Here is a 20,611-nt window from a genome sequence, read left to right as displayed (position 1 = left end):
GAGGGGCTGGGGGTGGGGGCTCGCCGGATGGCACGACCTATGGGCCATGCCCCCACCCCAACCCTTCATCAGAGTTTGTGCCTCTGATGAACCTGAAGGGGATGAGCTAGAAGTCAGTGCGCGAAGGTTGCCTGCGCCGCGATCGGCGCCGCCGCATCAGCGGGCGCAACCGGCGCCGGAGCCGCCTTGATCGCCGCCGGTCTTGTCGCGACCTTGGCGCCGGGCATAGCCGCCTGAATGTTCGACACGATCACCCGATCACCGGGCGCTAGCCCTGCGCGTATGATGCGCAGCCCGTCGACCACCGGACCCAGCTCCACCGGCTTCGCCGCGACGCTGTCGTCCCGCCCGACCACCAGCACGGTCTTGCGCGCCTGATCGGACTGGATCGCCTCATCCGGAACCAGCAGGGCGTTGACCTTGCCGCCACTGGCCAGCCGCATATTGCCGAACAGCCCCGGCGTCAGGAACATCTCCGGATTGTCGAACAGGGCGCGCACCCGGATCGTGCCCGAACGCGGGTCCAGCCCGTTGTCGGTGAAGTCCAGACGGCCCTTGTGCAGATAATCCGCTTCATCCTGCAACCGCACCTCAACCGCCCCGCCAGCACCCTTGTCGCGCTGCGATTTCAAATACAGCGCCTCGGACGCGTCGAAGTTGAAATAGATGGGATCGAGCTTGTTGACCGTGGTCAGCAATGTCGCGCCCGCCCCTTCGCCCGCGGAGACGAGATTGCCGACATCGACCCGCCGGTCCGAAACGCGCCCTGAAATCGGCGCGCGGACCTGCGTGAACTCCATGTCGAGCGCCCGCTGTCGTTCCCGCGCCTGCGCGCCCGCCAGTGCGGCCTGCGCGGCTTGCAGGCGGGACCGCAGGGAGTCGACCTCGCTCGCCGAAACGGCTTCGTCACCGGTCAGGCGCTGGACGCGGCTATAGTCGTTCTGCGCGAGAAGGAGCGCGCTGCGGGCGCTGGCGGTGTTGGCGCGAGCTTCGGCCAGGGCGGCCAGGAAGGGGCGCTGGTCGATCGTGAAGAGCAATTGTCCCGCCTTCACATAGTCGCCGTCCCGGAAGTGGATGGCGGTAACCGAACCGGACACGCGCGGACGGATTTCGACGGTCTGGCTGGGGGCGAACCGGCCGACATAATCGTCCCATTGCGTCACCGCGCGGGACAGGGGGGCGGCGACGCCCACCGTGACCAGCGGCGTGGCGGCGGCCTGCGCCTCGGGCTTGTCGACCAGCTTCCAGGTGACGCCGCCGGCGATGGCGAGCGCGATAGCCGCCAGGGAAACATGGCGCTTTCGCCAGCGGGCAAGGGGCGTTGCCGACTTGGTGTCGACGTCGATGGGGGTATGCATGTTCATGATGTCAGCTCCGCGAAGCTCGGCGATTTCGAAGCGTGCGGCCTTGGTCGCTGGCGCGTGAAACCGAATGAATGAATGAAGATCTAGGCGCGGCGGCCCGCGCTGATGGCGGCCAGCAGGGTTTCAAGCTGGCCTTCGCTGAATCCGGCCCTGAGAAAGGCCTTCAGAAAAGAGGGGCGGACGGCATAACCACGATGCCAGGCGTCGACTGCCAGTCGGCGCAGGCTTTCCAGCCGCTTGTTGGCGAGACGGGGATTGGCGCGCTCCCCGAAGATCCAGCTCTTCAGCCGATCCCAGCGATCCGGTGGCCGCAGCGACGACAGTCCGTCGTGGCGCGCGAGCCGGATGATCTGCCATTCGACCGGCGCGAAACCCGCGGTTGCCGTCCTTGCGATGCCAATCGCCCCGCCATCTTCGGCAAGCGTGGCAAGTTGCAGAAATGCCATGGCTGTTCCCCTGTGATTGAGGCAAGATGTGATTGAGGCAAGACCGGGGGATCGGGCCGACATGGTGCCGTCCGCTGTGAGCCATCCCGGCCGAACGTGAAAAAAACCTCTCCGCCGCGCGACCGATCGGCTGCGCGTCAAGCGATAGGATAATGATCAGGCAAGCGACACGCCCTGTTGAGCTGGCCGCCTCAGGTCGTCAATGACGACAGCGTTTTAAAAATGTCCGCATCGGATGACCCCTTCGGTAGAACAGGTCCATTCACTACTGACTGGTATATAATGGGGTGGCGGAAGGCGGTCAAGATATTTTTATACCGATTGGTATTTTTTCGGTATCTATTCCGAAAAAAACCTGATTTCCGTCACTTGCCTGGCCAGACAGCCAGCGTCGTTTCGACGAACTGCTCCAACTGCCCGCGCGACATTCCCGCGCTTGCCTGCACCGCCATGCCCTGCATCACGGTCGACAGATAGGTGGCCAGCGCCTGCGGCGCTATCGTCTCGGGAAAATCCCCCTCGTCGCGCGCGCGTTCCAGCCGGGCCAGAAGCGCGGCGTCCGACGAAGCCCGGCGCGCGATGACCTCGTCCCGGATCGATTCCGCCTGCACCGCACAGGCGACCGTGCTGATGACGCCCAGGCAGCCATGGGGATCGGTCGTACCCGTCTGGATCGCCAGCGACCCGCGCAGCAGCCGCTCGGCAACCCCCTTGGCCGTCGGCGCTTCCAGCGCGGTCGTCATATAGCAGAGCTTATCGCGCTCATAGAGGTCGAGCGCCTTGCGGAACAGCGATTCCTTGTTGCCGAAACAGGCGTACAGGCTGGGCTTGGTGATACCCATGGCTTCGGTCAGTTCCGCCATGGAAGCGCCTTCATAGCCGCGACGCCAGAAGACGGTGAGCGCGGCGCTCAACGCTTCTTCGGGATCGAACTCCCGCGGGCGGCCCCGCGCTACCTGTGTCTGCGATTCCATACCGAGCGGTATATAGTGAAGCGATGCCCCGACGTCCAGAGCCGCGTTCATGACGGAGGCGGCTTTCATGGGCCACCGCTTTATCCTATCAGCGCACAAGATGCAGACCCGTTTTCTCCAATATTTCCTCGCCCTGGAAAGGGAAGGGCATTTCGCGCGGGCGGCGGCGGCATGTCATGTGTCGCAACCTACGCTGTCGGCGGGCATTTCCGCGCTGGAAGCGCAATTGGGCAAGCGGCTGATCCTGCGCAACCGGCGCTATGCCGGGCTGACCGAGGAGGGACGGGCGATCCTTCCCTGGGCGCGGCAACTGGTGGCGGCGACGGACAATCTGTTGCAGGCGGCGGCGGTCGCCACGGGGCCGTTGCAAGGGGAATTGCGGCTGGGGGCGATCCCCGCGGCCATGCCGGCCATCGGTTTTCTGGTGGAGGCGCTGCTGGAGCGGCATCCGGCGCTGAACATCTCCGTCCGGGCGTTGACTTCGCGCCAGATCGAGCGGGAACTGGCGGCGTTCGAACTGGATGCAGGGCTCACCTACCTGGATTTCGAGCCGCCCTCCCATGCGCTGGCGGTGCCGCTCTATGTCGAGCGCTACATGCTCGTGGCGGCGCGCGGCGTGCTGGATGAAAAGCGGGCGCCGGGCTGGGAGGATGTGGCGCGCCTGCCGCTCTGCCTGCTGCACCAGGGGATGCAGAACCGGCGGATATTGGACGCGCGGCTCGGGGAACGCGAACTGGCGCTGCGTCCGGTCGTGACGGCGGACAGCTATGTCGCGCTGTTCGCCCTGGTGCGACAGGGACGGCTTTGCTCGATCGTGCCGGACAGCCATGCCGTGCTGCTGGACGGGCTGGACTGGGTGCGGACCTTTGCCCTGCCCGAAGCGGATGAAGGCGCCCGGATCGGCGTGATCGTGTCCGACCGCGCGCCGCTCGGCCCGCTGGCGCAAGCCGTGCTCGCCGTCGCGCGGGACATCAGCGGCCGGAAGCGCGATTGACGATTACTCGCCGCCTTCCTCGCCCAGCACGATCGCGTCGATCCTGCGGAGCATGGACAGGAAAGCGTCGACCTCCGCCTTGCTGAAATGGGAAAAGACGCGGCTTTCCATCTCCAGCGCCTTGGGCGCGATCGCGGCATGGAGCGCCTTGCCCTCCGCGGTAAGCGCCAGCAGATGGGAACGTCGGTCCTCCGCATGGGGCAGGCGCTCCAGCAGGCCTCGTTCGGTCAGCGCAATGGCGGCGCGGCTGACCGTCACCTTGTCCATCCGGGTCTGGGCGCAGATCTGCTGCTGGGTGATGCTGCCCTTTTCCGCGACCCAGGCGATGATCCGCCATTCGGGGATGGTGATGCCGAACAGCGTTTCATAGCTTTGCGCGATGCTGTCGCTCAACAGCGCGGTGGTGAAGGACAGCCGATAGGGCAGGAAGCTGTCAAGGCGCAGGGCTTTGGTGACCATGGCCAATAGTAACATTTGATACTTCTTCCGCAAGGCGCTATAGTGGTAACAATTGATACCAAATGGGAGCAGCCGGACGTGGACAAGACGATCGATCCGATGATGGCCGGCTTCGGCAATCATTTCGTGACGGAAGCGGTGGCGGGCGCGCTGCCGCAAGGGCGCAACTCGCCGCAGCATGTGCCCTTCGGCCTCTATGCCGAACAGCTTTCCGGCGCCGCCTTCACCGCGCCGCGCGCGGACAACCGGCGGAGCTGGCTCTACCGGCTGCGCCCGGCGGCCAATCATCCGGCCTACCGCCCTTATGAAAGCGACACTCTGCTGCGCAGCGGGCCTTTCGACGAAGTGCCGCCGACGCCCAACCGGCTGCGCTGGGACCCGCTGCCGATGCCGCGGCAGGCGACCGATTTCGTCGACGGATTGGTCAGCTATTGCGGCGCAGGCGATCCCGGCGGTGGCGAGGGGCTGGCGGTGCATCTCTATGCCGTGAACCAGTCCATGGAGCGCCGCGCCTTCTATAATGCCGATGGCGAGTTGCTGATCGTACCGCAGCAGGGGGCCTTGCGGATCGTCACGGAAATGGGAGTGATGACGGTTACGCCGGAACAGATCGCCCTCATCCCGCGCGGCGTGCGGTTCAAGGTGGAACTGCCCGATGGAAGCGCGCGGGGCTATGTCTGCGAAAATTACGGCGCCCTGTTCCGCCTGCCCGACCTGGGACCGATCGGCTCCAACGGGCTCGCCAACCCGCGCGATTTCGAAAGTCCGGCCGCCTGGTTCGAGGATGATGACAGCCCCCATGAGATCGTCCAGAAATTCGCCGGGCGGCTATGGGTGACGACCCAGGACCATTCGCCCTTCGACGTCGTGGCCTGGCACGGCAATCTGGCGCCTTGCCGCTATGATCTGCGGCTGTTCAACACGATCAATACGGTCAGCTACGACCATCCCGATCCCTCGATCTTCACCGTGCTCACGTCCCCCAGCGGACGGGCGGGGACGGCCAATTGCGATTTCGTGATCTTTCCGCCGCGCTGGATGGTGGCGGAGGATACATTTCGCCCGCCATGGTTTCACCGCAATGTGATGAGCGAGTTCATGGGCCTGATCCACGGCGTCTATGATGCCAAGGCGGGCGGCTTCGCGCCGGGCGGGGCTTCCCTCCACAATTGCATGTCGGGACATGGGCCGGACAAGGCAAGTTATGAGGGCGCCGTCGGGGCGGAGCTGAAACCGCACAGGATCGCCGATACCATGGCCTTCATGTTCGAAAGCCGCTTCGTCTTCCATCCGACGCGGTTCGCGATGGAAACGCCGCTTGGCCAGCTCGATTACGATGATTGCTGGTCGGGCTTTCAGAAGGCGCAATTGCCGAAGGGGGACGAGGCATGACTTTTCCGCAGATGGACGAAACCCATGATCCGGCGCGGTCGAGCTGGGTCGGGGGGGCTGATGGGCATCCCGACTTCCCGGTGCAGAACCTGCCCTATGGGATTTTCGCGCCGTTTGGAGGCGAGGTACGGGCCGGGGTGGCGATCGGCGACTGGATATGGGACCTGAAGGGCGCGGCTAAGGCCGGGCTTCTGCCGGAAAAGGCGGCGGCGGCCCTGGGCGGGAGCACGCTCAATGCCCTGATGGCGCTGCCCGCGCAGGACCGGGCGGCGCTGCGCCGGCGGTTGAGCGATCTGCTGAGCGATGCGACGCAGCGGGCCGTCATCGAACCGCTGCTGCATCGCGCGGCGGACTGCGAAATGCACCTGCCCGCCGCGATCGGCGACTATACCGATTTCTATGTCGGCATCCATCACGCCACCAATATCGGCAAGCTGTTCCGGCCTGACAATCCGCTGCTGCCCAATTATAAATATGTGCCGATCGGCTATCATGGGCGGGCGTCGTCGATCCGGCCTTCGGGCGTGCCGGTGGTGCGGCCGAGCGGTCAGCGCAAGGCGCCGGACGCCGACGCGCCGACGGTCGGGCCAAGCCAGCGGCTGGACTATGAGCTGGAACTGGGCATCTGGATCGGCGCGGGCAATGCGCTGGGCGACACCGTGCCGATCGGCGAGGCTGTGGACCATATTGCGGGCTTCTGTCTGCTCAACGACTGGTCGGCGCGCGATTTCCAGGCGTGGGAATATGTGCCCCTGGGGCCGTTCCTCGCCAAGAATTTCCACTCGACCATCTCCCCCTGGGTGGTGACGGCGGAGGCGATGGCGCCCTTCCGCATCGCCCAGCCCGCCCGGCCGGAGGGCGATCCGCAACCCTTGCCCTATCTCTGGGATGAGGACGATCAGGCACGCGGCGCGCTGTCCGTCGATCTGGAAGTCACCTTGTCCAGCGCGGCGATGCGGGAGAGGGGTCTGGCCCCACTGCGCCTGTCGCACGGCCCGGCGTCCAGCATGTACTGGACCGCGCAGCAGATCGTGACCCACCATGCCTCCAACGGATGCAACCTCAATCCCGGCGACCTGCTGGGGACGGGGACCCTGTCGGCGGCGACGCGGGACGGCTATGGCAGCCTGATGGAACTCACCGAAGGCGGCAAGGTCCGGATCAGCCTGCCGACCGGCGAGGAACGCGCCTTCCTGGAGGATGGCGACGAACTGGCGCTGAAGGCCGTGGCGAAAGCGGACGGCTATGTCTCGATCGGCTTTGGCGAATGCCGCGCGGTGATCGAGCCGGCGCGATGAGCGAGGAGGCGCGGCTGAGCGCCACGCCTGCGGGAGTGCGCCTGGCGGCGCTCGACAGCATCGCGGACGGCAGCGCGCGCAATTTCGTGATCCGGATGCGGGCAGGGCGCTTCCATGGCTTTGTCGTGCGCAGGGGAGGGGCGGTGCACGGTTATGTCGATCGCTGCCCGCATATGGGGCTGCCGCTGGCCCAGCGGCTCGACGACTATCTGACGCCCGATGGCGATCTGATCGCCTGTAGCTGGCACGGCGCGCGGTTCGGGATTGGCGACGGCGCCTGCGTCGGCGGGCCTTGCGCGGGGGCGGGGCTGACGCCTTGGCCGGTGAAGGTCGAAGATGGCATGATCGTCACGAGCGAGCGCTGATCCGGCGCGCCATGTTTGATAGATGATTTCTATCAAACATGGCGGCCTTCGATTTGACGCGGGGCGTGGCCGGGCGCAGCATGACGCGCGAAAAGACAATGCTCGGAAAGAATGAAACGGATGCAGCAGGGTATCGGCGCCGAGGATATGGCGCGGTTGGTGGAGGATTGGGCGAGCGCGCATGGGCGCACGCGCGACAGGCTGTTGCCGCTGCTCCACTGGTTGCAGGAAGAGATAGGCTATGTCGATGACATGGCCGTGCCCGCGATCGCCGCTGCGCTGAACCTGAGCCGTGCCGACGTGCATGGGGTCGTCACCTTCTACCATGATTTCCGGCGGGCGCCTGCCGGGCGGCATGTGGTGAAACTGTGCCGGGCGGAAAGCTGCCAGGCGCGGGGTGGCGCGGCGATGGAGGCGGCGGCGGCCGATCGGCTGGGCGTCGCGATGGGTGAAACCCGGCGTGACGGGCAGGTGACGCTGGAGCCGGTCTATTGCCTGGGGCTTTGCGCGGTCGGGCCGAATGCGCTGGTCGACGGGCGGCCCGTGGCGCGGGTCGATGCCGCCGCGCTGGACCGGATCGCACGGGAGATTGCGGCATGACGCGTATTTATGTCAGCCGGGACATGGCTTCGGTCGCCCTGGGCGCGGATGACGTGGCGCGCGCGTTCGAAGCGGCCGGGTGCGAGGTCGTGCGCACCGGCAGCCGGGGCCTGTTTTCCATCGAACCACTGGTGGAGGTGGAGCAGGACGGGACGCGGATCGGCTATGGACCGGTCGGGCCGGGCGATGTCGCGGCGGTGCTGGACGGCAGCCATGCGGCGCGGCTGGGCGATGTGGCGGCCTTGCCCTTTTTCGCGGGGCAGCAGCGTTTCACCTTCGCCCGCTGCGGCGTGATCGATCCGCTGGACATGGCGGATTATGCCGCGCATGGCGGCTGGCGCGGGCTGGACGCGGCGCGGGCGATGGCGCCCCAGGCGGTGGTGGATGCGGTCAAGGCTTCGGGCCTGCGCGGGCGTGGCGGGGCCGGCTTTCCGACCGGGATCAAATGGCAGACCGTGCTGGATGCGGCGTCGGATGCGAAGTTCATCGTCTGCAATGCCGATGAAGGCGACAGTGGAACCTTCGCCGACCGGATGCTGATGGAGGGCGATCCCCTCTGCCTGATCGAGGGGATGGCGATCGCCGGGCATGCCGTGGGGGCATATCATGGCTATATCTATATCCGCAGCGAATATCCCTTTGCGATCGCCACCATGCAGGAGGCGATCGAACTGTCCGCCCTGCGCATCGCGCCCTTCACCCTGGAAGTGCGGGTCGGGGCGGGCGCCTATGTCTGCGGCGAGGAAACGGCGCTGCTCGACAGCATCGAGGGCAAGCGCGGACAGGTGCGTGCCAAGCCGCCCCTGCCGGCGCTGGCGGGCCTGTTCGGTCAGCCGACCGTCATCAACAATGTCCTGAGCTTGGCGGCCGTTCCTTTCATCTTGTCTGAAGGGGCGCAGGCCTATGCGGCGGTCGGCTTCGGCCGGTCGCGCGGAACCATGCCGGTACAGCTTGCGGGCAATGTGAAGCATGGCGGCCTCTATGAGATCGGCTTCGGCATCACGCTCGGCGAACTGGTGAATGGCATCGGCGGCGGCACCGCCAGCGGGCGTCCGGTCCGCGCGGTGCAGGTGGGCGGACCTTTGGGCGCCTATTTCCCGCCCTCGATGTTCGACCTGCCCTTCGACTATGAGGCCTTTGCCCAGGCGGGCGGATTGATCGGCCATGCCGGGATCACCGTCTTCGACGACACGGTCGACATGGCCCATATGGCGCGCTTCGCCATGGAATTCTGCGCGGTCGAAAGCTGCGGCAAATGCACCCCTTGCCGAATAGGATCGACGCGCGGGGTCGAGGTCATGGACCGGATCATCGCCGCCCGCAACACCACTCCGCCACCGGCCGATCCTCCCGTCGGACCCTTTCTGAAAAAGGCGCTCAATTCGCGATCACCTTCGCGGATCAACACCGGACCGGAAGCGCAAACCGCTCTGCTCCGCGACCTGTGCGACACGATGAAATACGGATCGCTCTGCGCTCTGGGCGGCTTCACACCTTATCCGGTGTTGAGCGCACTCGACCATTTCCCCGAGGATTTTGGGGCTCCGGCTCCAGTGAAGGAAGCTGCGGAATGACCTATACGCGCGAAACCGATCATGGGACGCCACCCGCCATTGCCACGGGCAAGAGCGTGACCCTGACCATCGATGGCGACACGGTAACGATGCCGGAGGGCACGTCGATCATGCGCGCAGCATCGCTGACCGGCTGCTCGATCCCCAAGCTGTGCGCGACCGACAATGTGGAGAGTTTCGGTTCCTGCCGTCTCTGCCTGGTCGAGGTGGAAGGCCGCAACGGCTACCCCGCTTCCTGCACCACGCCGATTGCCGAGGGCATGGTGGTCCGCACGCAGAGCGAACGGCTGAAGCAGCTCCGGCGCGGGGTGATGGAGCTGTATATCTCCGACCATCCGCTCGACTGCCTGACCTGCCCAGCCAATGGCGATTGCGAGTTGCAGGATCAGGCCGGGGCGGTGGGGTTGCGTGATGTCCGCTACGGCTATGACGGCGCCACCAATATGGGACAGGCGAAGGACCAGTCGAACCCCTATTTCGATTTCGATCCGAGCAAGTGCATCGTCTGCTCGCGCTGCGTGCGGGCCTGCGACGAGGTGCAGGGGACGTTCGCGCTGACCATCGAGGGGCGCGGCTTCGATTCCAAGGTCTCGCCAAGCCAGGGGCAGGATTTCCTGTCGTCCGAATGCGTGTCCTGCGGCGCCTGCGTCCGGGCTTGCCCGACCGCGACGCTGACCGAGAAGAAGGTGGTGGAGGTCGGGACGCCGGATCGGGCGGTCGTCACCACCTGCGCCTATTGCGGTGTCGGCTGCACCTTCCGCGCAGAGATGCGGGGCGAGGAACTGGTTCGCATGGTGCCGTGGAAGGACGGCAAGGCCAATCGCGGGCATAGCTGCGTCAAGGGCCGCTTCGCCTGGGGCTATGCCCAGCATCGCGACCGCATCCTGAACCCGATGATCCGCGCGTCGGTGGAGGAACCCTGGCGCGAGGTGTCGTGGGAGGAGGCGATTGCCCATACCGCCAGCGAGTTCAAACGCATCCAGTCGAAATACGGGACGCGGAGCATCGGCGGGATCACGTCGAGCCGTTGCACCAATGAGGAGACGTTCCTCGTCCAGAAGCTGATCCGCCAGGGGTTCGGCAACAACAATGTCGATACCTGCGCGCGCGTCTGCCACTCTCCGACGGGCTATGGGTTGAAGACGACCTTCGGCACTTCGGCGGGAACGCAGGATTTCGACAGCGTGATGCAGGCCGATGTCATCCTGGTGATCGGCGCGAACCCGACGGACGGGCATCCCGTCTTCGCCAGCCGGATGAAGAAGCGGCTGCGGCCCAAAGATGGAAAACCGGGCGCGAAGCTCATCGTCATCGATCCGCGCCGGATCGATCTGGTGAAATCACCCCATGTGGAGGCCGATCATCATCTGCCGCTGCGGCCCGGCACCAACGTCGCCATGCTGACGGCGATGGCGCATGTGATCGTCACGGAAAATCTCTTCGATGAAGCCTTTATCCGGGAACGTTGCGACTGGGATGAATTCATGGACTGGGCAGCCTTTGTGGCAGAGCCCAGCCGTTCGCCCGAAGCGATCGAGCCGCTGACCGGCGTGAAGGCGGAGGAAGTGCGCGCGGCAGCCCGACTCTATGCGACTGGCGGTAATGGCGCGATCTATTATGGTCTGGGCGTCACCGAGCACAGCCAGGGCAGTTCGACCGTGATGGCGATCGCGAACCTTGCCATGGCGACCGGCAATATCGGACGCGAGGGTGTTGGCGTGAACCCCCTGCGCGGGCAGAATAATGTGCAGGGCGCCTGCGACATGGGCAGCTTCCCGCATGAATTTTCGGGCTATCGCCATGTGTCCGACGATACGACTCGGTCGATGTTCGAAAAGGCCTGGGGCGTGCCGCTCGATGCCGAACCGGGTTTGCGCATCCCCAATATGCTGGATGCCGCAACCGACGGGACGTTCAAAGGCATCTTCATCCAGGGCGAGGATATTCTTCAATCCGACCCCAACACCCATCATGTCGCGGCGGGTCTTGCGGCGATGGAATGCGTGGTCGTGCAGGATTTGTTTCTGAACGAAACCGCCAACTATGCCCATGTCTTCCTGCCGGGCTCGACCTTTCTGGAGAAGGATGGGACCTTCACCAATGCCGAACGGCGTATCCAGCGCGTGCGCAAGGTGATGGCGCCGATAAACGGTTATGCGGACTGGGAGATCGTGCAGTCGGTGGCCAACGCCATGGGCCTTGGCTGGACCTACGACCACCCCTCCCAGATCATGGACGAGATCGCTGCGCTGACCCCGACCTTCGCGGGCGTGCATTATGACCGGCTAGACGTGGAAGGATCATTGCAATGGCCGGCCAATGAGGCTGCGCCGGACGGGACGCCGACCATGCATATCGACGGTTTCGTGCGCGGCAAGGGCAAGTTCGTCGTCACCGACTATGTGCCGACCGACGAGAAGACGGGGCCGCGCTTCCCGCTGCTGCTGACCACCGGGCGTATCCTCAGCCAATATAATGTCGGCGCACAGACACGACGGACGGCGAACGAAGCCTGGCATCCGGAGGACCGGCTGGAAATCCACCCTACCGATGCGGAAAATCGGGGGATCAAGGATGGCGACTGGGTGTCGCTCAGGAGCCGGGCAGGCGAAACGAGCCTGCGCGCGCTGATCACGGAGCGGGTGGCGCCGGGCGTTGTCTATACGACCTTCCACCATCCCGATACGCAGGCCAATGTCATCACCACGGACTATTCGGATTGGGCCACAAACTGCCCCGAATATAAGGTGACGGCCGTGCAGGTCATGCCCTCCAACGGACCGAGCGACTGGCAGCGCGACTATGCCGAACAGGCGCGGCACAGCAGGCGGATTGCGCCGTTGGAAGCAGCCGAATAGGATCGGGCGCATGAGCGATGAAAATCATGTCATGTCGACCGAGGATCGACTGATCTACATGGTCAACCAGATCGCGCGCAATGTCGCGGCACTAGGCGAGGAGGAGGCGGTGACGACGACCGCTGACCATATCCGGGATTTCTGGGATCCGGCCATGAAACAGCATATTCTGGCATTGACGCGGACCCGGCCGGAACAATTTTCGGCGATTGCGGCGGCTGCCGTCGGCCGGATCTCGGTCCCTTGACGCAACCGGCCTTTCCATTCACGCAGTTGAAGCCGAACGGCGGGGGCGGGCCCGTGACCCGCGAACTGGCGGAGGAGGTGCCGGTCGCGATCGAATTCAACGGCATCGGTTATGCCGTATTGATGGCGACCCCCACGGATGTCGAAGAATTGGTGCTGGGTTTTGCGCTTGCGGAGCGGTTGATAGGTCGGGAGGATGCGCCGTTCGATGTCGACGCCTATCCTATGGAGCACGGCATCGTTGCGCGTGCGACCTTGCCGGAAGGGCGAACGGAAGCATTGCTGAGCCGGGTACGCCATCGGGCATCGGAGTCCTCCTGCGGGATTTGCGGGGTCGAGAATCTGGAGCAGGCGATCCGGCCCCTGCCGTCCGTGACGACGCGATCGCGCGCTGACGGAGCTGCGATATTCCGGGCGCTGGAGCATCTCAAGGATTTCCAGCCGCTCAACGCGCGAACCGGCGCAGCCCATGCGGCAGCATTGGCGACGGCCGAAGGGACGATCCTGCTGGCCCGAGAGGATGTCGGAAGGCATAATGCCTTCGACAAGCTGATCGGGGCGATGTGGCGTCGAGGGCTCGATTGGCAGGGCGGCTTTGCATTGCTGTCTTCGCGCTGTTCCTATGAGCTGGTCGAGAAGGCGGTATTGGCCGACTGTCCGTTGCTGGTGACGATTTCCGCACCGACGCGGTTGGCAGCGGAGCGGGCGGCTTCGGCAGGCTTGCCGCTGGTGGTATTGGCGCGGCCCGATGCGGTTTTGGCGAGCAATGCCTGGGTTTGTGCAGACGGATCTTGAACCGGATCGCTCTCTTTCTTTTACCGCGATTTCGTGACCGTCGGATGATTTCGATCGCATGGAAAGCGCTCATGTTGGGCGTCAAGCCATCATGACCGGCTTTGAGGGATGAATGCTCGTCCGGGTGCGACGGATGGACTCGCATTGATTGCGGGAATAAATTAACGTGGATCAGTTCGCCACCTGACGGCGATCCCCCGATGGAACGCCCATGTCAGTTGAAATCGAGCGGAAGTTTCTCGTCGTCGACGATGCATGGCGCGCCAGCGCCGATGCCGGTCGTCGTTTGCGCCAGGGATATGTCGCGCATGACGGCCATGGGAGCGTTCGCGTCCGGATTTGCGGCGACAGGGGCTGGCTCGCCGTCAAGAGCGCGCGTGCGGGGCTGGCTAGGGATGAATTCGAATATGAAATACCGCTCGCCGATGCCAGGGACATGCTCGACCGGCTGTGCGTCAGCGAGGTGATCGAGAAGGTCCGTTATCGCGTCGTCCACGATGGAATGACCTGGGAAGTGGACGTGTTCGATGGACCGGTGGAAGGACTGATATTGGCGGAGGTTGAAATGCGTTCGGTCGACCAGCGGTTCGATCTGCCCGACTGGGTGGGGGCCGAAGTGACCGACGATCCCCGTTTCCGCAATTCTGCCATTGCTCAAATGGCCATGGTCATGGCGGAGGCCTGAAGCCGGCGATCGGCGCCTCCTACTCGGAACCTTATCTGGTCGGACCGGTCGGAATGCGGAAGTGATCGTCCCGATCCGTCTCGGAAAAGGCGTCGAATCGCGCTATTGCCGCATGAAGCCCATCCAGCGCAGCACCCAATAGGTGATCCCGGCAGCACCCGTCGCGATCATGCTGGCCACCAACGTCCCATGCGCGCCCTGGGCAAGCGGCATGCCGCCGGTGTTCATGCCGAATATACCGGTCACCAGCGTAGCGGGAAGCATCAGCGCGGTGATGATCGAGAGGATATAGAGATTCTGGTTGGTCCTTTGCGCGGCCTGAATGTCGACCTCGTCGCGCAGCAGCCGCAACTGGCCCTGTACTTCCAATATGTCGGCATCCAGCGATTGCAGTCGCTGCACCAGCTTCTCCACGATCGGCCGCAGATGGGCGGGCAATTCCTCATCCTCCTCCAGCCGCTGGAACACGCCGCGCATGCCGGACAGCAGGCCGTGTATCTGTGCCAGCCGGCGACGGATCAGAACGAGATCGCGGGCGGCTGGCGGATGGTGCCCATCCAGAAAGGCGTCCTCCGCCTGTCGGACATCATTGCTCAGGGATCGGGCAATGTCGGAGATGTTGCTGGTGATCGCGCTTACCAGCAGGTCCAGTGCCTGCGCCGGGCCGGTCGCGACATTGACCCGTTCCAGCCGATGGCGGGCGATGTCGGCGGACCGCAGCGGGTGCAGCCGTGTCGTCAGCATCAGCGTAGGCGCCAGCGCGATCCGCAGTGCGCCGATCCTCTGCGTGTCCGCGACATCGAAATCGCGTTCGAAATCGTGCAACACGCAACCGATGCCGTCCCCGTCCACCAGCGCACGCTGATGCGTCTCCGAAGCGAGCAGCAATTCGCGAATCTGGGCCGAAAGGGCCGGATGTTCGGCGATCCACAGCCTTGTGCCATGATCCGCCAGATTGAGGTGGAGCCAACGGAAGTGACCCGTCATTTCCGCATCGCAGCCGCCGACCGGGCTGGTTGCGCCATCAGACGAAAAGTCCAGACCCCAGATGAGGCCAGGTCCAATGCCCTGGGTGGGCACCGGAATCCGGAACAGCGGATCTTGTGCTTCCGTCGTAAACCTCCCTCAGCCGAAGATCTGCAAGACGGTCGGAAAGGGCGATCCAGGCACGACGGAAAGTCCGTCACGTCGATCGCGAGGACATGTATTCATGCGAGTCGTCCTTTCCGCCGGGCGAAAGGGCATTGGTAATCCCGGTCCATGACAGCCTGGTTGCGTCGTCGAACTGGCGGAGAAGAACCCGGCGCGATCCATCTTGTCGGGTGGACCCGGTTGCTTGGCTGCCGTCGATGATCCTTTCCCGCCGCCAATCACTCTAATCGCGCGGGATTTCGCTTGCGATCATTTCGCTTTTCGCGCGGTCGATCGACCAGAGGCGCCCGCCACGCACGGGGTCCCAATCGATCGCCTGGCCTGGCGTCGCAATTCCGACGGTGCGGCGCAGTTCCAGGACCGATCCCGCTTCGGGCAAAGCCAGCTCATACATTTCCGGACGGTCATGCCCGGTCACATACAGCCTGCCATCCTTGCTCCAGCTTGCGCCCGAACAGCTATAAGGCGCGAAACGGGCCAAGACGTCTGCCGGAAAGGTCCAGGCCGCTTCCTGGCGGAAGGCGTCGTCCATGCGAACCAGCAATGTGTAGCGTGTGTCGCGCCCCGGCTCTCCACCCTTGCCGGCATAATTGGCGAATACCGCCCACCATTTGCCGTCATGCCGATCAAGCACCGTCAGTGATCCGGGGCCGAAGCCCAGGCTGACCGTTCGCAGATGACGCAATGTCGTCGTGTCGAAAAACTCGATCGCGCTGGTCTGCGGCACGGCGGGATAGTTGGACGCGGCGCATACCAGTTCCCGCCCGGCTACGGTACAACTGTTCATGTGGGGGAACAGCCGTCGCTCGCCCTTCCACTGCGCTACGCGCTTGCCGGTATCGATGCGATATTTGCCGATCCTGTCATTGTCGATGGCATAGGCGAAGGTGCCATCCGACGCGGCGCCCTGATTGGCTTCGGGCGCGGGCAGGCGCAAGCTCACAGGAGCGACTGGTAGAGAACCCGCTTCCTGCGCGAGGGTGGGCGCGGATAGGCTCAGACCGGCGAGCAGAAGCCATTTCATATATCGTCCTCCATCGAAATGCCGGCTGCTTCTACCAGCTGCAGCCGACATTCAGCATCAGCCCGCGCGCATGATCGGTCGCAGGGGCAATTCCGGAAAGGTCGTGGCGCAACAATTTATCGCCGGCGAGTTGACTTAAATCCGTCAAGCGCAGCGAGACGTTGAGCGGCATGCGATCAAATCCGGCAATCTCGTACCGCAGCGCGCCTTCGATATGCATCGGCCCCCTCGATCCCGCGGCCTCGTGTAGCAGCGCAGCTTGGCTGCTTCTGGTGCCGCTCAGCGATGCGCTCCAGGGCCCACTGCTCCAACCGGCCTGGACCGTCATACCCTGTTCGGTGGCGCGGCCGCCTTCCGTCCGGTTAAGCTGTGTCGCACCATAGCGCATCGACCAGTGCCACCGTGACGACAGGCGATGGCGGATGCTGATGGTGGCGCCTTGAAGATTGGCCGAGCCGCCGTTGACCGGCAGATATCCACGGTCGATAAACAGCATCCGATTATCGATGCGCCCCTGAAAAGCCGTCACGGCCAGGTCGAGGTCCGTGGACGGTCGCCATTCGGCATCGAAACGAAGGCGGCTGTGCCGTTCGGGCCGGAAATTGCGCGACCATGCCCGAAATTCCTCCCTCGTCATCGCCATCGGCCCGGTCCGGCCGGTCTCGCCATAGCCGGTCAAGCTTTCCCTATAGTCGATCATCAGGTCGACGTTCGCCTTAGGGCTCCAGATGACGGTCGCGCGTGGCATGAACCAGTCGCGCATGCGAAGGCGCTCATCATTGTCCAGCGAAGTGGCATTGGCGACGCGATTACTAAGCTTCATGCCCTGAAACCCCGCCCTTGCGGTCAGCTGCGCCGTCAGCGGGATCCGATCTTCAAAGGTCATCAGGACCATTCGGCTTTGGGGTACGACATCGGTGGAAACCGGTTCATCCCTTCCGCCCAGCCGGTCTCCACTGAACCGCTGCTTTTTACGCCGGAAAACCATCGTCATTTCATGGGATCGATCGTCGACGAGGACCTTTTCCAGTCGGTAAAATCGCGAACGCATGTTCCTGTCGTTCAGGGTGCGCGAAATGGGGCGTAGTGGACCTGGCTTAAGGGAAAAGGTAGCGTTCATATCGCCGCTCTGTGCCTCGGCGGTTCCGCCAAGCAACAGGAGCGGCGCGGCGAGCCCGCAATACCGGCCGCGCATCAAAGGGCTCCCGGCTGACGAGTCCCGCCGCGCTCGGCAAGGTGGATCCTTTCATGCCTTCCCTGCGGGGCATAATCGATCACATAACCAAAATGATCGGACAGCGGTTCGCCGCCCACTTCGTTGCCGAAGGGCACCAGTGCGCTCGCAACGGACATGGCAGCGCCGCTTGTGTCGCGGGCGAACAGCCAATCCTTGCCGTGCCGAGCGGCGTGAAGCAGGTCCCTCTGCATATCACCCTTGCCCGCCAAGCTTTGTGCAAGCGCCTGGCTTGCACCATCCAGAGCCGGGGTGACGAAGGAGAAACCGGATCGCTTGAAGCCGGTAAAGAAGCTGGTCCGGCGTTGTAGGTCGCCACCGATATTCATATCGCCGCCCAGGATCATGGCTTGTCCCCGCGGCACGTGCCGGACAACGAAGCGTGCCATCAGATCGACCTGCCGTACAAAGGCTTGTTGCGATCGCGCGACAGGCACCATGGCCGCCGAGCGCGCGTTCAGATGAGCATTGATGATGCTGACCCGTCCGATACCAGGGACGTCCAGATGGGCGATCAACACGCCTTTGTTGGCTAGGCAATCAAAACCGGCGCAGGCAAAGTCGGGGAAGGCCATCCGATCAATCCCAAGGACCGGATAATCCGACAGGATCATGAGACCGCTGTTCAACGGCTTGCCCATATTTTCGCCCCGGTCCCAGCGGCCATCCTCGATATAGTGCCGGTCCGCATCGTCCATGGTCGTGGCTGTGCGCAGGGCTGTATCGGGACCCATGATGACATGCCGGTAACCGGCCATTGCGGCCACCTCTGCGGCCTGGGAGGAGAAAACCTCCTGCATCAGGACGATGTGCGGCTGCTGCGCGGCGCGACGCATCGCCGCCAACCGCTGGCCGATCCGATCCAGCGCGCCGGCCCGGTCGAGCGCGACCGGCCAGGGCAGACCCTTGATATTATATGTCATGACCGACAGCACATTGTCTCCCGGTACGCCCGTCGCGGTTTCTGCCGCGCCCGCCTGGTCCTTCAGTCCCATCCGGCCAGTACCGATAGGCGCGAGTGCCGCCAAAAGCGCGAACAGCAATGCGAAGAATGTCTTGAACATGGTGCTCCCCCCGGATTTGAAGGGCGGCTACCGCAATATTGGGTCATCGTGATTTCGATCGTGTGGCACTATTATGAACAGCGAGCCGACGTCCGAGACTTGATCACGATCAATATGTTTTTGCGGAACGACTTTCGGTTCACGGGGATTTCTTAGCCACGCATATAAAGGAACCCGTCTTGGCCACTCTATGGAATTCGCTCCAATCGCAGTTTCTTCAACAGGACTTTCAGGAAGAGCTGAGCAGATGGAACCGGAAGCGGTTGGCGCCGAACTTCCCGGATGAATTGACGGCGGCCAGGTTCGAAGCCGACCGGCGTATGCAGCGTCTGGAACATGGCTTCATAGAAGAGTTGCGCCGAGAGGTCGCGGATGAGGCGACTGAGGCTCCTACGGACCCCGACGGCTTTATCGAATGGTTCGAAGAACTGAGAAACAGTGGCCCCGGCCAACAGGATCGTTTGTTCCCCTGGCTGGCCGACCAAGCCTCGATCAATGATATTCGCTGGTTTTTGGGACAGGAAGCCGCCGGCGAGGCTGGGTTCGATGATCTGGTGGCGATGACCCAGGTGAAGTTGCCCGATAAAGCGAAATTGGAATTGGCCCGCAATTATTGGGACGAGATGGGGCGGGGCAATGTCCGGGGCATGCACGGCCCCATGCTCGGCCAACTCGTCGATATTCTTGGCCTTGACATTCGTATCGAACGGACGGTGTGGGAAAGCCTCGCGCTCGCCAACGCAATGACGGCCATGGCTAGCTCACGCTTCTTTGCCTGGCATAGCGTCGGCGCACTTGGCGTTATCGAATTGACGGCGCCGGCCCGGTCCGCCCATACAGCATGTGCGCTGCGCCGTATCGGGCTGACGGCGAGTCAACGGCGCTATTTCGATTTGCATGCCGTCCTCGACATCAAGCATAGCCGCGACTGGAACGACGAAGCCATCAAACCATTGGTGGCCGAGGATTCACGCCGTGCGAAAGCCATTGCGGAAGGCGCCTTGATCCGTCTGCGATGCGGCGAGCGTTGCTTCGCCCGCTACCGCGCCCATTTCGGGCTGGCCTGAGTGATGCCAGGGCAACCCACCATATTGCTGGTTGAAGATGACGCCGCCCTGGGCGCGCTCATCACCGACATGCTCGAAGATGCGCATTATGCGGTGGATGGACCATATAGCAGCCTTAGCGATGCCGTCGCGGCGGTTGCCATGCATTTTCCCTGGGCCGCCATACTCGACATCCATCTACACGACGGGGATGTCGCTCTGTTGGCGGATGACTTGGAGCAATATGATATTCCATTCCTGTTCTGCTCAGGTGCCTGCGGTGGATCGGTCGTCAATGCACACCCCCAAGCGCCTGTCGTTCCGAGAATGGAAATGGTCCGGGCCTTGATCCCCACGCTCGAAAAGATCGTGCATTAGCGCCGCTCAGCCATTGTGATCTCCGATTGACATTACTCCATGCCCGTTAGATATTTCTGTCATGACAGAAATATCTAACGAATCGCAAAGCCTTCCTCCCGCTGTGGAGCAATTCGTTCTGCGTTGGGGCGACATGGGCGGGCAATGGGGTGTCAACCGTTCGGTGGCGCAGATCCATGCCTTGCTTTTCCTGTCAGATCGGCCGCTCACGGCGGAGGATATCGCCGACAAGCTCGGCATGGCACGCTCCAACGTGTCGAACAGTCTGCGCGAGTTGCTCGCGTGGAAGTTGGCCTGGAGGGTGCCGGTGCTGGGGGATCGGCGCGATCATTATGAGGCGGAAACCGATTTATGGCAGATGGCGACCAAGGTCGCGCAGGGCCGCAAGGAGCGAGAGATCGATCCCATGGTGGCTGCGATCCGCGCCGCCATGGCGCATGCCGACGATCCCCGGATCAGCTCCGCCGTTCGCCAGCGCCTCCATTCGATGCACGACTTCATGAATATTGTCGAAAGCTGGTATCAGCAGATGCTGAACGTCCCGCCGGCCCAGATCATGACACTGATCCGCATGGGATCGAAGGTCGTGGGCCTACTCAAGTTCGTCAGCGGTAAGGGGAGCAAGAAGGGAGCTGAATAGCTTTTCTTCATTCCACAATTTCT

General features: G+C 63.6%; 21 protein-coding genes. 13 read left to right on the top strand and 8 right to left on the bottom strand.

The genetic code is table 11. The features are described 5' to 3' along the window. Positions 1 to 113: 113 nt before the first annotated feature. The 3 genes from YP76_RS13860 to YP76_RS13850 all read right to left on the bottom strand — a co-directional run bounded on the left by YP76_RS13860 (position 114) and on the right by YP76_RS13850 (position 2,784). A complete protein-coding gene (locus YP76_RS13860; protein WP_046764214.1) occupies positions 114 to 1,364 on the bottom strand; it encodes an efflux RND transporter periplasmic adaptor subunit in 1,251 nt (416 codons plus the stop codon). A gap of 83 nt (positions 1,365 to 1,447) precedes the next feature. Continuing rightward, the gene (locus YP76_RS13855) at positions 1,448 to 1,810 is read right to left on the bottom strand and encodes a hypothetical protein (protein ID WP_046764213.1); all 363 of its coding nucleotides are present in this window, start codon (positions 1,808 to 1,810) and stop codon (positions 1,448 to 1,450) included. Between the two features lie 365 nt (positions 1,811 to 2,175). Next, positions 2,176 to 2,784: a TetR/AcrR family transcriptional regulator gene (locus tag YP76_RS13850; protein ID WP_046764389.1), complete on the bottom strand. Its 609-nt coding sequence runs from the start codon at positions 2,782 to 2,784 to the stop codon at positions 2,176 to 2,178. A 100-nt stretch (positions 2,785 to 2,884) separates the two neighbouring features. Between YP76_RS13850 and YP76_RS13845 the strand changes: the two genes are divergently transcribed. Beyond that, a complete protein-coding gene (locus YP76_RS13845) occupies positions 2,885 to 3,778 on the top strand; it encodes a LysR family transcriptional regulator (RefSeq protein ID WP_046764388.1) in 894 nt (297 codons plus the stop codon). 3 nt (positions 3,779 to 3,781) lie between these two features. On the opposite strand, the gene YP76_RS13840 is transcribed toward YP76_RS13845, so the two are convergent. Next, positions 3,782 to 4,237, bottom strand: a complete 456-nt coding sequence (locus YP76_RS13840) for a MarR family winged helix-turn-helix transcriptional regulator (RefSeq protein WP_046764212.1) — start codon at positions 4,235 to 4,237, stop codon at positions 3,782 to 3,784. 102 nt (positions 4,238 to 4,339) lie between these two features. On the opposite strand from YP76_RS13840, the gene hmgA reads away from it, so the two are divergent. From hmgA to YP76_RS13795, 9 genes are all read left to right on the top strand, one after another. Next, positions 4,340 to 5,629 (top strand): homogentisate 1,2-dioxygenase, encoded by a 1,290-nt coding sequence (gene hmgA, locus YP76_RS13835; RefSeq protein ID WP_046764387.1) that lies wholly within the window; start codon positions 4,340 to 4,342, stop codon positions 5,627 to 5,629. Then, the gene (fahA, locus tag YP76_RS13830; RefSeq protein ID WP_046764211.1) at positions 5,626 to 6,927 is read left to right on the top strand and encodes a fumarylacetoacetase; all 1,302 of its coding nucleotides are present in this window, start codon (positions 5,626 to 5,628) and stop codon (positions 6,925 to 6,927) included. The genes hmgA and fahA overlap by 4 nt, the downstream gene beginning before the upstream one ends. Continuing rightward, a complete protein-coding gene (locus YP76_RS13825) occupies positions 6,924 to 7,292 on the top strand; it encodes a Rieske (2Fe-2S) protein (protein ID WP_046764386.1) in 369 nt (122 codons plus the stop codon). The genes fahA and YP76_RS13825 overlap by 4 nt, the downstream gene beginning before the upstream one ends. 147 nt (positions 7,293 to 7,439) lie before the next feature. Then, positions 7,440 to 7,892 carry a formate dehydrogenase subunit gamma gene (locus tag YP76_RS13820; RefSeq protein ID WP_408640444.1) on the top strand — a complete coding sequence of 151 codons (453 nt, stop codon included), beginning with the start codon at positions 7,440 to 7,442 and terminating at the stop codon, positions 7,890 to 7,892. Then, positions 7,889 to 9,466 (top strand): formate dehydrogenase beta subunit, encoded by a 1,578-nt coding sequence (locus YP76_RS13815; protein ID WP_046764209.1) that lies wholly within the window; start codon positions 7,889 to 7,891, stop codon positions 9,464 to 9,466. The genes YP76_RS13820 and YP76_RS13815 overlap by 4 nt, the downstream gene beginning before the upstream one ends. Next, complete coding sequence (gene fdhF / locus YP76_RS13810; protein ID WP_046764208.1) at positions 9,463 to 12,324, top strand: formate dehydrogenase subunit alpha; 2,862 nt, start codon at positions 9,463 to 9,465, stop codon at positions 12,322 to 12,324. Before YP76_RS13815 ends, fdhF begins: the two co-directional genes overlap by 4 nt. 10 nt (positions 12,325 to 12,334) lie before the next feature. Then, complete coding sequence (locus YP76_RS13805) at positions 12,335 to 12,571, top strand: formate dehydrogenase subunit delta (protein ID WP_046764207.1); 237 nt, start codon at positions 12,335 to 12,337, stop codon at positions 12,569 to 12,571. A gap of 53 nt (positions 12,572 to 12,624) precedes the next feature. After that, a complete protein-coding gene (gene fdhD, locus YP76_RS13800; protein WP_408640439.1) occupies positions 12,625 to 13,365 on the top strand; it encodes a formate dehydrogenase accessory sulfurtransferase FdhD in 741 nt (246 codons plus the stop codon). A gap of 211 nt (positions 13,366 to 13,576) precedes the next feature. After that, positions 13,577 to 14,050, top strand: coding sequence for a CYTH domain-containing protein (locus YP76_RS13795; protein ID WP_046764205.1), 474 nt, complete (start codon positions 13,577 to 13,579; stop codon positions 14,048 to 14,050). A gap of 102 nt (positions 14,051 to 14,152) precedes the next feature. On the opposite strand, the gene YP76_RS13790 is transcribed toward YP76_RS13795, so the two are convergent. The 4 genes from YP76_RS13790 to YP76_RS13775 all read right to left on the bottom strand — a co-directional run bounded on the left by YP76_RS13790 (position 14,153) and on the right by YP76_RS13775 (position 18,524). Continuing rightward, positions 14,153 to 15,130, bottom strand: a complete 978-nt coding sequence (locus YP76_RS13790; RefSeq protein ID WP_232307548.1) for a transporter — start codon at positions 15,128 to 15,130, stop codon at positions 14,153 to 14,155. Between the two features lie 295 nt (positions 15,131 to 15,425). Beyond that, complete coding sequence (locus YP76_RS13785) at positions 15,426 to 16,226, bottom strand: YncE family protein (protein WP_046764204.1); 801 nt, start codon at positions 16,224 to 16,226, stop codon at positions 15,426 to 15,428. 31 nt (positions 16,227 to 16,257) lie between these two features. Further along, positions 16,258 to 17,220 carry a porin family protein gene (locus YP76_RS13780; RefSeq protein ID WP_232307547.1) on the bottom strand — a complete coding sequence of 321 codons (963 nt, stop codon included), beginning with the start codon at positions 17,218 to 17,220 and terminating at the stop codon, positions 16,258 to 16,260. 200 nt (positions 17,221 to 17,420) lie between these two features. Further along, a complete protein-coding gene (locus YP76_RS13775; RefSeq protein WP_046764202.1) occupies positions 17,421 to 18,524 on the bottom strand; it encodes an endonuclease/exonuclease/phosphatase family protein in 1,104 nt (367 codons plus the stop codon). Between the two features lie 179 nt (positions 18,525 to 18,703). Here YP76_RS13775 and YP76_RS13770 point away from each other — a divergent pair, with 179 nt between their 5' ends. From YP76_RS13770 to YP76_RS13760, 3 genes are all read left to right on the top strand, one after another. Beyond that, positions 18,704 to 19,591 (top strand): iron-containing redox enzyme family protein, encoded by an 888-nt coding sequence (locus tag YP76_RS13770; protein ID WP_046764201.1) that lies wholly within the window; start codon positions 18,704 to 18,706, stop codon positions 19,589 to 19,591. Positions 19,592 to 19,594: 3 nt separating this feature from the next. Continuing rightward, complete coding sequence (locus tag YP76_RS13765; RefSeq protein WP_046764384.1) at positions 19,595 to 19,948, top strand: response regulator transcription factor; 354 nt, start codon at positions 19,595 to 19,597, stop codon at positions 19,946 to 19,948. A 61-nt stretch (positions 19,949 to 20,009) separates the two neighbouring features. Then, a complete protein-coding gene (locus YP76_RS13760; RefSeq protein ID WP_046764200.1) occupies positions 20,010 to 20,588 on the top strand; it encodes a GbsR/MarR family transcriptional regulator in 579 nt (192 codons plus the stop codon). The last annotated feature ends 23 nt before the right edge of the window (positions 20,589 to 20,611 follow it).

Source organism: Sphingobium chungbukense (assembly GCF_001005725.1).
GTDB classification, from domain to species: Bacteria; Pseudomonadota; Alphaproteobacteria; order Sphingomonadales; family Sphingomonadaceae; genus Sphingobium; species Sphingobium chungbukense.
Note: the sequence above shows the minus strand (reverse complement) of the source record. Positions and strands in the feature narration are given on the sequence as shown.